Raw genomic sequence first — 17,766 nt, 5'->3', positions numbered from 1 at the left:
TAATTTAACTGATGAAACCTTACCTGCAACTTTTCGATTTTTCTAAGAAAATTAATTATAAAACTGAAATTCTTGCGGGTTTAACGGTGGCCATGACGATGATCCCCGAATCGTTATCATTTGCTATTCTTGCAGGTTTCCCTCCTTTAACAGGTTTATACGCAGCCTTCATTATGGGGTTGGTTACGGCTGTTTTAGGTGGCAGGCCAGGTTTGGTTTCTGGTGGGGCAGGTGCAACAGTAATTGTGCTCATCGCTTTAATGAAAACCCAGGGTATAGAATATGTTTTTGCAGCAGTTGCTTTAGCAGGCGTAATCCAGATTATAGTGGGGCTATTTAAACTTGGGAAATTTGTCAGGCTGGTTCCGCAGCCCGTAATGTTCGGCTTTGTTAACGGTTTGGCAGTTATTATTTTCATGTCGCAACTGGAGCAGTTCAAAACCCTTGTTAACGGCAGAGTAGAATGGTTGAGCGGTAATCCTTTATATATCATGTTGGCTTTGGTATTGCTTACCGTTGCAATAGTGATCATTCTGCCTAAAATAACCAAAGCCATTCCATCCTCATTAGTGGCCATTATTGTGGTTTTTCTTATCGTTTTATGTTTTGGAATTGATACCAAGTTGGTTAAGCATATTGCTTCAGTAAATGGAGGGTTTCCTCCATTTCATATTCCGAAAGTGCCATTGAATCTGGATATGCTAAAGATCATTTTTCCTTATTCGCTGATTATGGCAGGTGTGGGCTTAACCGAAGGCCTGCTTACCTTGAACCTGGTCGATGAAATTACAGAAACCAAAGGCGATAGGAACAGAGAGAGTATTGCCCAGGGAATTGCCAATATTGCAAACGGTTTTTTTACGGGCATGGGCGGTTGCCCAATGATTGCCCAAACACTGGTTAACCTTTCTGCAGGTGCCAGGGCAAGGTTATCGGGTATTATTGCTGCCTTAACTATATTGGTTATTATTTTGGTAGGTGCTCCGGTAATCGATCGTGTACCCATGGCAGCCCTGGTTGGTGTAATGATGATGGTAGCCATTGGCACTTTTGAATGGATGAGTTTTAAAGTGATTAATAAAATGCCTTCGCAGGATATTATCATTGGGATTCTGGTGGCTGTAATTACAGTTTGGCTGCATAACCTGGCCCTTGCGGTATTAATAGGCGTAATTATTTCGGCACTTGTTTTCGCCTGGGAAAGTTCTAAACGGATACGTGCCACCAAACATATCGATGCCAGTGGTGTAAAAACCTACGAAATATTCGGCCCCTTGTTTTTTGGATCGATTGCTAATTTTAACGAGCTGTTTGATGTGGCTCATGATCCCCAGCATATCGTAATTGATTTTAAGCACAGCCGTGTTTTTGATATGTCGGGTATTGATGCATTGAATAAACTTACCGAACGTTACCGTTTGGTTGGTAAGAAGCTCCAGTTAAAACACCTGAGCAACGACTGTAAGCGCTTGCTGAAAAATGCAGATCAGATTATAGAAGTAAACATTATAGAAGATCCTACCTATCGGGTGGCCACCGAAAAATAAATAAATTTTACCTTTCTGTTTTATGGTATAAAATACCATTACGTCGAAGCTAATGTTATAATGTATAACATGGTAATGGTTGGCCTCGCCCCTAAATAATTTTTGTTGGTTTAATCTTTACTACTTTCTCGATGTTTCATGTTTTTACTAAAACGTTTAAGTACTTTGAGAAAATAGCAACATAAAATTGTTCGATTTATTGTTATTGCAGGCTAAAAATATCCTTATTTACTGTTTTATAGGATGTTAATTTTTTAAGATATTCTGATGATATTTATTTTTTTACCTGTCTATCTGACAATTATTTTAATATAATTAAATATTATTGCGTTGTTTTATTAAAATTTCATAAAAATGACAATTCGTTATTAAAACGTTTTAGTATAGTATATATTTGAGTTAACCAAATACTAAATTTTATGAGAACCCTTAACTATTACTACCGAAGTACCTGTCTCTTTAACGTGGGACATACCATGCCGTTTCCAAAAAAATAAGTTTTAGAAATCATTTTTTTACCAATTAAAGATCCATTAACTATGCGATACTTATGGGCGTGCCTTGTTTTTTTTGCCGCGTTTACATTAAACGTTTTACCTGTTTTTTCGGCGGGCAAAAAAGTTCATAAAGGCCTAACAACCAATCTTTTTGTTCTGCAGGATACAACTAAAATTAAGTATGTATCGCCAAAAGACTCTTTGAGGAAAGACAGCTTGGAACAAATTAAACTTAAAACAATTTATCATAAATTATCGGGAGGTGTACAGAAAGATGTTCAAGATCTTTCACTGTTTCCTGCCATTTCCTTACAGCAGAGTTTGAAAGGAAGTTATGCGGGCCTATACGTACAGGAGCCATCCGGCGAACCTGGCTCTATTCAGAATATGATCATCAGGGGCGCTGCTACGCCGCTGCTTTCAAAGAAGGATGTATATGCCGTACAGCCATTGGTGGTATTGGATGGAATCCCGTTAATCGGAGAGCATCCTTTTGCTTTCGATATCCAGCAGTACGATTTTAACAGAATTGGCCCAGCTACTAATCTCCTTGCCGGAATTGATCTCAATAACATTGCATCTGTAGAGGTATTAAGCGATTTGGCAGGATCATCTATTTATGGCCCCAGGGGAGTAAACGGTGTTATCGTATTAACCTCAAAAGCGGCTTCGGGCAATTCGAGGAGCATTAGCTTTAATTCATATATAGGTATGGTGCAAAAACCAACGGTTAATACCATTAATGGTAAATATGAAAATGAATTCAGGCAAAGGTTCTATGGTATTTATACAACCAATGGCAGGTACTCTGATGATGAAGAATATCCTGTTTATTTAAGCGACTCGCTTAATAATGTATATAGTGGTAAATCGAACTGGACGGATTTGTACTATAAAAACGCATTGATATACGGTATAAATTTTGGCTTAACCGGCGGATCGGACCGAGCGAATTTTAGATTTTCGTTAGGTAATGCCAAAAGCCAGAGTGTTGCCGATGGTACAGGCTTAGACCGTTACAGTGCCATGTTCAACATCAACATGCGCCCGGTTAAATGGTTGCTTTTCTCCGCAATGATTAACGGCAACAGATTAAACCGCGACCGCAACAGGGCACTTAGGGATCGGTTTGCACAGATTAATTACTTTCCTGATCTTAGCGCCCCACCCGCGCCTAATAAAGATTATTATGGTACTTATTTAAATGAATACAAGAAAGGTTTTGATGATAATAAAACCAACCTGATCCAGGGTTATGCCAAATTGGTGGCTACACTGGGCAAGGTTAAATTATCATCGGCTTTTAATGTAGATTATAATGAAGGTTACCGGGATATATTTTATGCCAGAACCTTGTTGCAGGGCAATAGCTATGCCTCAAACTATTATGGTTTTAACCAACGGTTAATGATCGATAATAAGGCCGCTTACGATTTCAAGCTTAATACCGCACACGATTTTCATGTAGAGTTAGGCCAATCGATGATGTGGGATATTTATAAGTATAACTATGCTTATGCGTATAAAGGTGCCAATGATTATATCAAAATTAACTTATTGGATTCTGATCCAAAATTGCCAAACGGAGATAATAACCCGAATTACCTGGTGCCAAAAGCATTTCCCAGAGAACTAACCTATCGCTTTTTAGATAAAACGGAAGATAACCTGTTATCATTTTATGGTAAGGTAAACTACTCGTATAATGATAAGTACTTCTTATCCGGAACATTACGTTTAGATGGATCGTCTAACGCACAGCCAAGCAAACGCTGGTTTTATTCTCCGGTAATTTCGGGCGCATGGAATGTTAAAAACGAAATACTAAAAGATACCAGATTGGTTGATGATTTAGTTTTAAGGGCAAGTGTTGGCCGTTTAGGCAGAACATTTACCTACGATAATTATGCCCAGGGGCCACAGTACACTGCATCAGTTGGTTACACTGGCAATTTAACTGTGCCAGGATACAATGCCTTCGGTGTGCTAACCAGGCCCTATTCGTTTGGCTGGGTGGGGTATGGTGTGCCGTGGGCCTATTCAGATCAGCTAAATATCGGAGCTGATGTAGCCATGTTAAAAAACCGCCTGCATGTTTCAGTCGATTTTTACACCAAAGCTGATAAAAACCAGTTGATCGGCATTCCATCGTATGCAGAATATGGTTACAAACAATCAATAGAAAGTGGAATGGATGTGAGCAATACAGGCGTCGATTTATCCATCCACGCATTGGTAATGGCTAAAAATAAATTCTCGTGGAATTCTTCACTGAATTTTAACCACAATAAGAATACCTTAAAAGCATTGCCACGAGGCTTAAATGAAATTATAATCGGAAACAGGCTGTTAAGAGTGGGCGAACCGGTAGATCAATATTGGTTGTTGGAAAATGAGGGCATCTATACTTCTACTGCACAAGTTCCGGTAGTAAATGGTCAGCCGTTAAAGTATAACGGACAGGCATTAAAAGCAGGCGATCCGAGATGGAAAGACCAAAATGGTGATCATGTAATCGACGAAAAAGACAAAGTACTAAAAGGGCACTCATTGCCAACACTTTCTGGTGGTTTTGATAATGCTTTTACCTATGGCAACTGGAGTTTAAGTACCAATTTATATTTCAATTTGGGCAGGAAGCTAATTAACCAGGAAATGGCCAACCGCTTCGATTTTGTTAACCGCGAAGGTAATACCGATGTAAACTCGGTGAAAGAAATTACTTTTTGGGAGAAACGAGGCGATTATAGCAAATATCCGCTATACAATCCATGGAGCACTGTTATTCCTTACCGTGTAGATCAAGATCTTTTCCTGGAAAACGCCTCGTTCTTGAAATTGAGATCGGTATCTGTAGGCTATGAACTTGGCAACCTGTTGAAAAAGAGAAATATAAAGATCAATAAATTCTTCGTTTACGGCGCAGTAAGTAATGTATTTGTCATCACGCCGTACACCGGGCAAGATCCAGAACTGGTAAGCTATGATGGTGTAGATACCGGCTATGGTCAACCGATACCAAGAACATACACTTTAGGAGTTAAAATGGAATTATAATATGGAAATAGCTACTAAAAATACATCAATAACGATGAAAAATATATTATACGCATTTCTGCTTGCTGTGGCGGCTTTAACCAGCTGCAACAAAGCATTGGAAACGGACTCGAGTAGGGTGGTGGGCGAAAAAAATATGTGGAATAAGGTAGAGGATGCCCGTGCCGGAATTCTGGGGGTTTATGCCTTAACCAGAGCTGCACTTTCCGACAATAACAGCCACTGGATTTATGGAGATGTAAGACCAGGCGAGTTTACAAGTCCGAAAAGACAGGATTTAAAAGCGGTTATCAGCAATAATTTAAATGCATCTTACCCTGTAGTAGAGTCGCTTTCTGATTGGACCAGGTTTTATGCAATTGTTAATGGTGCTAACGTTTTTCTAGAAAATATTGCACACGTTAGAGCAACTGATAAACGCTACTCGGATAATAACATGACAGTAGATATTGCCCAAGCCAGGTTTTTACGGGCTTTTGCTTATTTCTACATGGTGCGTATCTGGGGTGATGTTCCTTTTATCATATCTTCAAACGAAGGCGTTTTCGAAAATAAAGCCAGAGAAAAACAAGCTAAGGTTTTAGCCTGGGTAGAATCGGAAATGTTAAGAGCTGCTGCCGATCTGCCATTTATTTATAGTGGAAACGATATTCAGCAGCCAGGCGATTATTATAACGAAAACGGAGGAAGATGGGGCGGTGCTTTAGCAACTAAGGTTACAGCTTACGCAGTACTGTCGCATGTTGCTGCCTGGAATGCAGATTATGCCAGTGTTGCCAAATACACCAAATTTGTTGAAGATAATTATGGCAGAAGCGGAGGTGGTTATACTTCAACTACCGACTTAAGCAATTCAAACGGCTTTTTCTACAATAAAAATAACCGACAAATGTTTGGCTTTAATTCAGATTATGGTCATATCGATGGTTCATCAACTGGCCATATCGAAGAATTAACCCTTGCAGAGCCCATCATTACCAAGTCGGTTCCTGATATCTATCTCCCAAAAGATTCGATCTTAAAATATTTCAATTTACCGAAAGATGAAAGATTCTCTATCGATACGTTGGGCCAATCGAAATTCGACAGGTATTTCACCAATTTAAATGGTAAATATCCAATTTTCAGTAAAATCAAGGTTATTCAAGGTGGTGGTACCGATCCAAACTTCAGGTATTTTACCAGTGCATTGATCTTTACCCGGTTAGAAGATATTGTACTGTTAAGGGCCGAAGCACTATCTGTTTTAGGAGATCAACAAGGAGCGACTGATGAGTTAAAGCAGGTAATGAGCAGGCGTTTACCTCCAGATACTGAAATTAAATTCGATTTCAGCAAAGATGATATCATTAAAATCATATTCGAAGAGAGACACCGCGAACTATTGGGAGAAGGGCATAGGTGGTACGACTTAATCAGATACAATAAAATTAAGCAGAACGATGCCAGGTTTATGACCTTGATCAATTCGGGAGGGATCTACTGGCCGATATCGCGCAGGCTGATCGCTCAAAACAGTTTACTAACTCAGAATCCTTACTGGCGCTAAATAATATTGATATGAAAAATTTTATAAAATATATTGGTGTGCTAACAATACTCTTGTTATTCACCATCGTTTATTCGGCTTGTAAAAAAAATGGGGGCTATTACGATGTAGAAGATAGCGCAGTACCCTATAATGGAAACATTTACGAATATTTAAAAAGTAAGCCGGGGGTATACGACTCGTTAATTGTGGCGGTTGATCGGATGGGCTTAAAGAAAACCCTTACCGATAGTAATGTAACGCTTTTTGCGGTAACCAATCCTAGTTTTCAGCTAGCCTTAAGGAACTTAAATACTTTAAGAAAACAATCAGATAAAGACCCGTTGTTTTTATCGAACATTGACGGAATTCAGTTAGATACCATGGTGTCTTACTACATTATCAGGGGCGTAAAACCTTCTGATTCTTTGAAACTGCAGGATGGACTGAATTTAACCAGTGCTAAGGTATCCTATCCCATGCATGCCAAATCGGTGAGGGGCTCTGCCTCGGGCGAGGTGGGGGCCGGTCCGGAAGTGATTCAGTTTAGCAATACCAAAAAGAGCAAATTCATCAGAAACTGGTCTACAAGTACGACTGCTTCGAATAACATCAAAACCAAAAATGGCATTGTACACGTAATCAGTCCCGATCATATTTTCGGTTTCGATGGCTTTGTTACCCGCTTAACTTTTATTCCACCTCCGCCAAACTTAATGGTTACTGTGGGTGGTACTTTCTCTGCCAACCGCGAAAACGGCGGTGGACCAACCAGTGGTGAAAACTCTAAAAAAGTGATCGATGGAGACGACCACACCAAGTTTTTATGCGATCTGCAAGGATTTTTAACCATGCAGTTTAAACTTAAAACGCCAGAAGTATCGTCTGTTTATACTTTAATCTCAGCAAATGATGAGAATGGAAGAGATCCGAAAGCCTGGACTTACGAAGGCTCGCAGGATGGTGTTAACTGGACAGAGTTACACCGGGTAACCAATTTCTTTTTCGAGGAAAGGTATCAGCAAAAAGTTTTTAGATGTACCAATACTGTTGCTTACCTCTACTACCGTATAAATATTACTGAATTAAGGAGCGGTGGTACTTTCCAGCTTGCAGAATGGACTATAAACAAATCGAAATAGGGTGATGGGACATAGAAAAAATAAAATAACGAAACTTATGAAGTCAATCGTAAAAATAGAAGTGGTTGTGGTTTTGTTTGCATTGATTGCTTTTGGCGGATGCAAAAAACTGTACGACCTGCCAGAAGAAAAAGATTACCTGAGTAATAATGTAAACTTTAGCAATAAGGTATTTGAACCGATTATTGGCAGAACCAATCTAATGGGAGGTTTTAATGGCGATAATTCTACGCAACCTATCACCTTCGAAATTGTGAATGCACGTTTTGGTGATGGTAAACCGGTTACCGATATTTTTCAGAAAGTGCCTACTTATGTGTTCACTGCTCCATATACAGGCTTAGAAAAAAGCCTGGCAGAAATAGAGGCTAAAAGAAAGATAGAAGAGCACGCTTTGTTTGAGGTACGTTCTTCAGGGGAGTTTATACTTTGGAGCTCATCTACCAATCAATTAATCAAACCAAGACCAATTGATAGTACAAACTTTTCTCAGGATACCCGCTTTTTTGATGTGAAGATTAAAAATACTGGTGGAGAACGTTTGATCAGGGATTTACAGATCAGACCTTTTAGAGAAAGACCTTACGAACCTTCTAATGATTTTAATGCTTACACCGGTTTGCCTGCTCCCGATCCTAAATTTCCTTTAGATAAAAAGCTGAGAGATTATATCCGCCCATACCTAAACAATGTAATTGGTGCTACAAGCAACAAAAATCTGGTCAGTAACAACGATCAGAAAGATGTAGTGGTATATATCCGCCAGTTTACAGGGGGCAATGGTCACTCGCTTCGCATTAAAGCCTTAAATAAAGATTCGGTTGAAATTAATCCATCTTCCTTTAACGAAACTGTTTGGGATAAAATGATCCATGGTTTTAACATGCAGAAAACGGATAAGTATGTTCAGTACGATGTAGCCTATCCGATTCCATTGGTAGAAATTCCAACCTTTTATGCACCAGGAGGTTCGAGGGCGAAAGCGCAGTTGAGTTACTCAAGAGGCGCTTTCGGTGGTGGGCGTATCATTGCCAACTTCGGGGTCGATTTTGCCATTTACCAGGCTGGAGATTGGGAAATTGTATTTCACTTCAAAACAGATGATCCAAAGTTTATCAGCGAATAGGCAATATTTAAAGCTAATATTATGAAAAGAAATATACTTTTTTATACATTACTTGTGGTGTGTATAATGATTGGCACCAGTGCTTTTTCGCAAGAGAAATTTAACCTTGTGAATGGTACCGTTGTTGATAAAGAAACAAAACAAGGCGTTCCGGGTGTATCTATTATTTTAGAAAGCACCAATAAAGGTTTAACCCAAACCAACGGTAGCGGAAAATTTTCGGTTAACGTGCCCGAAGGTTCTACCTTACTATTCAAGTTTATTGGTTACAATACACAGCGTGTAAAAATTACCAATCAGAATAATATCACTGTAACCATTTCTGAAGACCGTAAAGAACTGGATCAGATTGTTATTGTGGCCTACCAAAAAAGGTCTAAACAAACCACTACCGGATCTTCGGTTTTAATTCAGGCCAAAGAGGTTCAGGATATTCCGGTTTCTAACGTAGAGCAACTTTTACAGGGTAAAGTGCCGGGATTAAATATTCAGAATAACACCGGTGCACCAGGTTTTAGGGGTTCGGTACAGGTTCGTGGGTTATCAAGTTTAAGTATCTCGGGCAGTGGTAATGAATCATTTCTGCAGCCAACCTCACCATTATATATTATTGATGGTGTTCCATTAGATGCAGATAAAGCTGCAGAGTTTGGTTTTCAGAGTCAAGGGCCTGGTGTGAGTCCGCTTTCATTGATCCCTCAGGAAGATATCGAAGACATCCAGATTTTAAAAGATGCCCAGGCAACTTCTATGTATGGTTCGAGAGGGGCATACGGGGTAATTATCATTACCACCAAAAGAGGTAACTCTAAAGTTCCAAGAATTAGATATGTATCCAATTTCTTTGTTAAAACCCCGCCAAAACTTCGCGAAACTTTGGGTGGTAACTCGGAGAGATCATTAAAAATCCAGCAGATTATTTTAAATGCTTCAAATGTTGATGACATCAGAAGAATTTCTAATACTTCGTTCCTTGCCGATAGTTTAAATGCATACTGGAACAACTCTACAGATTGGCAGGATGTATTTTTCCAGAATACCTACAACCAGAGTCATAACCTGGCCTTAGATGGCGGCGATCCTAGATTTAACTATAAAGCCAACCTGGGTTATTATACCGAAAAAGGGGTAATCAAGAATACGGGCTATAACCGTTACAACCTCAATATGAATATGGAGTTTAAGCCAAACGATAAATTTAGATTTTTTGGTTTTATTAATGGCTCCGTAGGAAAGCAGAATAAAGGAAATGGCGTAGGGCTTTTACAATCAGGTGTTGCTGGAAATGGGCAGGTATCTACTTTGTTGCCTCCACCATCTTTCTATCAGGCATCGGGAGGGGTTTTATCGGCATTACAAACATTGAATGATAATAACTCCCGAAACTTAAGAACTAACGTAGAGGCACGTTACGAGTTTATTCCTGGTTTGGCTGTATCTTCTACTTTAAGTTACGATTATACTTCTGATACCGAATCTACCTTTACACCAGCAGCAGCAAACGGCCAGTTTGCTAAAGTATACGATTATGTAGGAAGAAATTTCCAGTTGTACAATAGAAATGGGATTACTTACGCTAAAACTTTTGGCGAAAAACACAGTCTTTTTGTAAACACCTTTAACGAGATTTACAAACAGGGTGCACAGGCTGGCATTACCCGCCAGGAAAGAACACCTAACGATCAGTTACAGGGACCATTAGGTTACGATGCCTATTACTCGCGTGGTGGAGGGGTATTGTCTAACTATAAAAACGCAACCATTGCATCGTTTGCAGGTTCGGTATCGTACGATTATGATAAAAAATATGTAGCCGAATTTTCTTACCGTTTGGATGGTACCTCATCCAGCGGACTGGAAAATCCATATTCTAAAAACCCTTCAATTGGTTTAAGATGGAACTTTAACAAAGAGAACTGGCTGGCTGATATGAAATGGTTGTCGTACGGTAGCTTGAGGTTAACCTGGGGACAGAATATTGTGCCAACGGGTAATCTCCAGAGTATTTATGGTATTTATAACCTGAACAATAACTTCAATAACAACCCAACCATCGGAATCGATTATAATATTATTCCAAATCCTAATTTAAAACCAACCACAACAAGCCAGTATAATTTGGGTTTTGATCTGGGGTTATTTAACGATAAAATCTCTGTAAACTTCGATACCTATTTTAAAAAGGTTGATAACTTGTTGTTTGATAGGTTTTTATCCAACACCACCGGGTTTAATAAGTTGGCAAGTAACGATTTAGGTATTGCCAATTATGGATCGGAGATCATGATTACCGTGAGACCGGTAGCGAGCAAAGATTTTGATGTTTCGGTTTCGGTAAATGGTGCACTTAACCGCGATGTGCTGTTAAAACTTCCGGCAGAGTATAATGGTCAGTTTATCAAATTTGATGGTTCTGGTTACCTGCAGCACAACGTTTACCGCGTAGGTAGAAACACACTGTCCAACTACTTAAGAATAAACCAGGGCGTTTATCAAACTGATGCCGATGTGCCAACTGACCCTGTAACGGGTAAAAGATATCAATCTAACGGGCAGTTTTTCTTAGGTGGCGATCCGATTATGAAAGATGTAAACGGAGATTATATTTTAGATGGCCGTGACTACGAGGTTACCGGTAATTCACAGCCTTTAATAACGGGTGGTTTATCTACCAACATCAGGTATAAAAAATGGGGCTTGAATGTTTATGCTACTTACACCGCCGACAGAACCATTTTAAATAATGCCCTGGCTGATAGGATAGCCATTATGCGCGATCCGTATTCACTAAAATCGGTGGTGCCATTAAATGATCTTAATATCTGGACAAAACCTGGTGATATTGCAAAATACCCTTATCCGTACGATTACAAAAGGTTTGATCAGATTCAGCCGTTAAGGGCCGATCAAACACTTTGGCAAGAAAGCGGAACTTATTTAAAAGTTAGTAACGTAACGCTTTCTTACATGTTCGATAAAAAGTTTATCGCACGTTTTGGAATGAGCAGTTTAAGAATTTATGCCTCTACAGATAACCTGATTACTTTTTCTAAGTACACCGGGCCAAACCCTGAAAACGTAACCACATTGGGGCGCGATATTTCTACAGGATATCCTGTTCCGCGTACTTATAACCTAGGCGTTCAGTTAGAACTTAATACAGGCAATTAATAGATATTATTATGAAAAAGTTTATCATTTATTCTTTGATTTTAGCAGCATCGTTTTCATTGCCTGCTTGTAAAAAGTTTTTGGATATACAACCTTTAGATAAGTTATCAGGAAATAACTTCTTCCAATCTAAAGAAGATGTAGAAGCAAATATTTACGATTTGTCGCGTATTGTTTTCGGTAAGTTTAACGAAACACATTTTATAGGCGCAACGGGCGAGTACCGCTCTGGCGAAGTATTATACGAAAGCCAGTCTGATTTAGCCCCTGCCCGCGAGTTTGTCGAAATTTTAGGAAAAAATAACCTGTTAGGTTTATTGTCAGGCGGTCGTCCATGGGGTTTTTACAATTTCAACAGAATTACCGACTGGACCGATTATTACCGTGCCATACAAGGTGCCAACATTTTAATCGCAAAATTGGACGAGGGTGTACCCGGACTTACCGATGTGCAGAAAAACCAGTATAAAGCCGAAGCTGCATTTATCCGTTCGTTAAGTTATTTCATCATGGTAAGGTTATATGGCGATGTCGTGTATTACACCGATGCATTCCATTCAACAGCTTTGCCACGCGAAAACTTTGTTTCCGTATTAAACAAATGTATTACTGATCTTAAAACCCATAAAAATCAGATTCCATGGACTTATACCGATCCGTCTTTAAAAGGAGTTAGGGCAAGCCGCGGAAGCATTATTGCCTTAATGATGGAAATGAACATGTGGAATGCAGGTTTTGATGCGAACAATTCAAAGAAATACTACCAGGAAACTGCCGATTTAGGGCGCGAAATGATTGCCAGCGGTGCATACAGGTTATTGCCGATTACAGAATGGGCTACCGTAATTAAAGGAAGGTCAGATGAGAGCTTATTCGAATTTTACCGCAGTATAAACTATAGCGATCAAAATACCAATACTGCGCCAGTAGCCGATATGTTTTTGCATTACCCATACAAAAGACCCGAATATACCCACCGTGTAAGTTTTGCTTATTTCAGGGGTGAGTATATGCAGAAACTCTTTCAGGATGGTAGCGATAAGAGAATTACCAGCTGGTTTAACGAAGATATTTTTGCCGACAACGGAAAGTTTATGATGTTAAAATTTGCGCAGAACTCTTTCTCTACAGGTGAAGAAGATGCCAACCCAGATAACACATTTATGATTTTTAGGTATGGTGGCGAAATTTTACTGGCTGCAGAAGCACTTGCCGATTTAGGAGAAGATACAGAAGCCATTAAGCTGGTAAATATGGTAAGAGATAGGGCACAAGCATCAAGATATGCTGGTGGCGGAGGCTCTACCCTAAAGGATTTTATTTTTTACGAAAGATCTAGAGAATTAATAGGCGAAGGACACCATTATTTCGATTTGGTGCGCACCAAGAGAATTTTGAGCAGCCAATGGTCGTACAATGTACTTACTTCAGATAAATTTAGCCGTGGCGCATGGACCTGGCCAATAAGCGGGAATGCCTTAAATAACAATCCATTTATGCGGTTAAACGATTATTGGGTTAATGGTGGTAATTAATTTTAAATAGAAATTATACAAGATATGAAAAAGCTAATTATTGCATGTGCAGCACTATTACTTGTTTTAAATGCCTGTAAGCGTGATGAGTATTATATAGATGGAGGCAAGGCAAAGGCAGAATTTGATGGGAATATGATGCAGTACCTACAGGCCAAAAAAGTTCCTTTTGATACCGTTGCCCAAATTGTAAAACTGGCTGGCATGGAACAACAGTTCAGTTCAGAGAATTTCACCTTTTTTGCTTTTGATGACGATGTAGTGCGGAAAACCATCGGCAATATTCACACCAATGAAAGAGATAGAAATCCAAAGTTCGAATCCTTAAACCAATTACTTTATGAATCGGGAAGAGATACGGTAAAAACCCTCGATCAGATCAGTCTGGCCATTTGGCGGAAATACCTGCAACGTTATATGTTTAAGGGTGTAAACATGTTAAAAGATTATCCGCAGATCGATCTTAACCTGAGAAGTATTTATCCGGGCGCCCTTCACTACGATTATAACAACGACGTAGCCAATATTGGAGTAGTTTTTAACGATGCCAACGGAATTAAATATATCGGTTACAGGCAGCTTGTGCTCTCTTACATCCCCGATGTATCAAAACCGAACGATAACTGGTACCCAAGTTATGTCGCATCGTCTGATATTAAACCAACCAACGGAATGGTGCACTCGTTAAGATACCAGGGTGCATACCTGGGGTTCAATTTATACGAGTTTTTTAATGATGTATATAACACTGGTTTAACACCAAGTAATAAATAATTAGCCTGTTATAATTTTAAAAGAATAGAATCATGAAAAAAATAAAATACATGCTAATCGTGTTTTTTCTATGCTCCTTAGTTATACAGGGATGTAAGAAAGAAGAAGAATTAGGTGAAGATCCGTATGCAGATGGCAAAGCTCCACTTGGTATAACCATTAGCCAAACTTTATTGCCTGTTCCATCAGAAGGGATTGTAGGTACTACCGTAACCGTGCAGGCCAAAGGCTTAATGCCCTTTAAAGATAAGTTAACCTTTATGTTTAACGGCGAAAAAGCAGAAGTGCTTAGCGTTACCGAATCTACTATTGTGGTTAAGGTACCCGAAGCCGGAAGTACAGGAATCACCTCGATTGCTATTGGCGATCAGCTGATTTTAGGCCCGCAGTTTATTGTGTCGGGCCTGATCAAAAACGACATCACTTTTAAGGCAACAGCTGGAACAAACGGCTATGTAAGTCAGTTTTACGAAATGATTGATGGAAGGGCACTTGTATTGGGTGGTTTTAGCAACTACGATAATAAAGGATTAATCACACCGATTAATAGAATTGCCAGAACCTCTTTAGATGGCGACTACGACCGCACTTTTAGAACAGGAAGAGGAGCTAATGGCTCGCTATCGAGAGTAATTGAAATTGGCGGACGTTTTATCATCGCCGGTGGATTTAGCGGCTATAACCAACGTACAGAAAATATCAGTAACATAACCAGTTTATATCCAAACGGGGCTATTGATACCATTAAAATCCAAACCAAGCGTAAGCCAACTTTAACAGATACAGTTACCCAAAAATGGTTTCCTAAATTTAATGGCGGCACCAACGAATACATTAACCGTATTTATCCACATCAGGGCAAAATATTAGCAACGGGCAATTTTAGGTATTACGTAAAAAGAACTTACGATAAAGACAATTATGATTTTACCAGAGATACTGTAATTCTGGATAGTACCGAAATACGCCAGATTTTAAGGTTCAATTTAGATGGTTCGTTAGATAAAACCTATCGTTTTAATACCGCAACCAACAAAGGTAACGTGAGTGCGAATGGCCCTATTGATACCTATATGCATACCGATGCCGCCAACCTCGAAAAATTAATGGTATTTGGAAACTTCAACACCTTCGATGATCAGCCTGCTGTACGTATTTTAAGGTTAAATGCTAATGGTACTAAAGATGCAAGCTTTAATCCGGGCAGTGGTGTAGATAATGGAATAACATCACTTACCTATAATGCCGCTACCAGAAAATACCTAATTACAGGCGCATTTACAAAATACAACGGTAAACCTGTATACGGGATGGCACTAATTAATGAAGATGGCAGTCTGGATGAATCTTTCACCGCTAAATTCTTTGAAGGTGGTTACCCTTATTTTGCACGCCAGATTTCGAACGGGTTGATTGTAGTAAGCGGCGGTTTTAAAAAATACAACAACGTAACCAGAAACGGTTTTATGGTGCTTACACCCGCAGGGTTGCTTGCCCCTGGTTATAATGCTACCGGACCATTTTCGGGCGGCCTTTCTGATGTGATTGAAACAAAATCTGCAGATGGCAAAAAAGCACTGTTATTAATCGGTGGTTTCAGCCGCTTTGATAACCAGCCTTTCTATAACATCGTTAGGGTAACGATCGAATAATATCCAGAAGCCAATTAAATATAAATTAAGATGAGCATGACGAAAAAATATAAATTACTGTTGGGTTTAATGGCCACAGTAATTGCAACAGCCATATTTTCCTGCAATAAAGATTTCGATAGAAAACTTATAGATAAAGATGGTACCGATACCACACAAGTAAGATACGGAAGCCGTAAGATTTTATACTTAGTGGTTGATGGCGCAAGAGGGCAATCGGTAGCTGCGGCCAATATTCCAAATATTACGGCGCTTTTACCACATTCAGTTTACAGTTGGGTAAGCTTAAATGAACCCGAAGCTACACAGAATGCCAGTAACTGGACAAGCATGTTAACCGGTGTAAAAAAGGCAAAACACCTGGTAAATGATGATAATCTGACCAATAACAACCTGCAGAATTATCCTGTAATATTTAAAAGGATTAAAGAGAGCAGGCCACAGACCAAAATTGTGGCACATACCTCATCTGCAGTTTTTAAATCGCTAACAACAGGTGCAGATATCAGCACATTGGTAAGCAGCGATGATCTGGTTAAAGCTGCGGTAATTAACGATTTAAATACCGATACCGCCTCGGTAATTTTAGGTCACTTTACCGATGTAGATAAAGCAGGGGCACAATATGGTTATGATAATTCATTCCCGAACTATAAAACGGCAATAGAAAAATTCGATACTGGAGTGGGTGAGATTATGGCTGCATTAAAAAAACGGCCTAATTATGTTAACGAAGATTGGCTGGTGATTATCGCTTCGAGCGATGGTGGTGCATTTACCCTTCCGCCCAATACCGACGATCTAACCATTTTCAGTAAACCGGCAAACAATGCTTTTATCATTTATTATAGCGCTGCTTACAATAAGCGAATTCTGGTAAAGCCTTTCACGGGTAATAGGTATTTAGGCAAAACCGTAAAAATGACCGGTACCCAAATTAGGGCAGAAGTGGCTAGCGAAGATGCAACCGTTTACAATATAGACGATACCACCAAGATGACCATAGAGCTTAAAGTTAAAAAGAACAAAGAGCAGATCTCATACCCTAGTATTTTAGGTAAAAGGAATGAATGGTCTAGTGGTCACCCAAGTGTGGGTTGGGTTATTTATTTAGAAGACCGTTATTGGTATTTCGAATGGAGAGGCACAAAAGATGGCGATTACCGTCAATGCAGGGGTGGTGATATTGTTCAGGGCAGATGGGAAAACCTTTCGGTTAAATTAGAACAGCGCGGTAACCAAAGGTTTATCAGAACTTACACCAATGGAAATTTTAACAATGAGTTAGAAATCACCGGGTCTGGTTCTTTGGCCAATTCGAACGCATTGAAACTTGGTTATTTAAATGGCCAGGGGCATGGAGAGCCTGATTATTACGTAACCGATATCCGTTTCTTTAAACTAGCCGTTCCAGATGGTGTAATTCAGCAATATTCTTGCGAAACATCCATCGATCAGAGCCACCCTTCTTACAACTTCTTAGTAGGTTACTGGCCAGCTACCGATGGTAATGGCGATAAGATGATCGATCTTTCTTCACAGGCCCGTGATTTTAAATTACAGGGGCCATATGTTTGGGAAAATTTCAACGATTTAATCTGCCCGCCTTCAACCAGTTCCCTAGCGCTCCTGGTTCCGCAAACAACCGATATACCAGCGCAAATGGTTAACTGGTTAAAAATTGCTAATAACCAGCAATGGGCGCTTGATGGCAGGGTTTGGTTAGACCAATAAACA

At 39.5% G+C, this 17,766-nt stretch carries 10 protein-coding genes; all 10 read left to right on the top strand.

Annotated features, from left to right (window positions below; genetic code table 11):
• Positions 1–11: 11 nt before the first annotated feature.
• The 10 genes from EYS08_RS00485 (at position 12) to EYS08_RS00440 (ending at position 17,763) form a co-directional block, all read left to right on the top strand.
• Positions 12–1,547, top strand: a complete 1,536-nt coding sequence (locus tag EYS08_RS00485; RefSeq protein WP_131027916.1) for a SulP family inorganic anion transporter — start codon at positions 12–14, stop codon at positions 1,545–1,547.
• Between the two features lie 713 nt (positions 1,548–2,260).
• Positions 2,261–5,101, top strand: coding sequence for a SusC/RagA family TonB-linked outer membrane protein (locus EYS08_RS00480; protein ID WP_244215817.1), 2,841 nt, complete (start codon positions 2,261–2,263; stop codon positions 5,099–5,101).
• 34 nt (positions 5,102–5,135) lie between these two features.
• Positions 5,136–6,650, top strand: a complete 1,515-nt coding sequence (locus EYS08_RS00475; RefSeq protein WP_244215816.1) for a RagB/SusD family nutrient uptake outer membrane protein — start codon at positions 5,136–5,138, stop codon at positions 6,648–6,650.
• 11 nt (positions 6,651–6,661) lie between these two features.
• A complete protein-coding gene (locus EYS08_RS00470) occupies positions 6,662–7,771 on the top strand; it encodes a discoidin domain-containing protein (protein ID WP_131027913.1) in 1,110 nt (369 codons plus the stop codon).
• A gap of 37 nt (positions 7,772–7,808) precedes the next feature.
• On the top strand, positions 7,809–8,897 hold the full coding sequence (locus EYS08_RS00465) for a DUF5007 domain-containing protein (RefSeq protein ID WP_131027912.1): 1,089 nt from the start codon (positions 7,809–7,811) through the stop codon (positions 8,895–8,897).
• Between the two features lie 21 nt (positions 8,898–8,918).
• Entirely contained in the window at positions 8,919–12,068 is a 3,150-nt protein-coding gene (locus EYS08_RS00460; protein WP_244215815.1) for a SusC/RagA family TonB-linked outer membrane protein, read from the top strand.
• An 11-nt stretch (positions 12,069–12,079) separates the two neighbouring features.
• Complete coding sequence (locus EYS08_RS00455; RefSeq protein ID WP_131027911.1) at positions 12,080–13,603, top strand: RagB/SusD family nutrient uptake outer membrane protein; 1,524 nt, start codon at positions 12,080–12,082, stop codon at positions 13,601–13,603.
• A 24-nt stretch (positions 13,604–13,627) separates the two neighbouring features.
• The gene (locus tag EYS08_RS00450; RefSeq protein WP_131027910.1) at positions 13,628–14,377 is read left to right on the top strand and encodes a hypothetical protein; all 750 of its coding nucleotides are present in this window, start codon (positions 13,628–13,630) and stop codon (positions 14,375–14,377) included.
• 32 nt (positions 14,378–14,409) lie between these two features.
• Complete coding sequence (locus tag EYS08_RS00445) at positions 14,410–16,029, top strand: DUF5008 domain-containing protein (RefSeq protein WP_131027909.1); 1,620 nt, start codon at positions 14,410–14,412, stop codon at positions 16,027–16,029.
• Positions 16,030–16,059: 30 nt separating this feature from the next.
• Positions 16,060–17,763 (top strand): alkaline phosphatase family protein, encoded by a 1,704-nt coding sequence (locus tag EYS08_RS00440; protein ID WP_131027908.1) that lies wholly within the window; start codon positions 16,060–16,062, stop codon positions 17,761–17,763.
• The last annotated feature ends 3 nt before the right edge of the window (positions 17,764–17,766 follow it).

Origin of the sequence: Pedobacter kyonggii (genome assembly GCF_004310665.1) — a bacterium.
Lineage (GTDB): Bacteria > Bacteroidota > Bacteroidia > Sphingobacteriales > Sphingobacteriaceae > Pedobacter > Pedobacter kyonggii.
The sequence above is the reverse complement of the archived record's forward strand: the minus strand, read 5'-3'. Positions and strand labels throughout refer to the sequence as shown.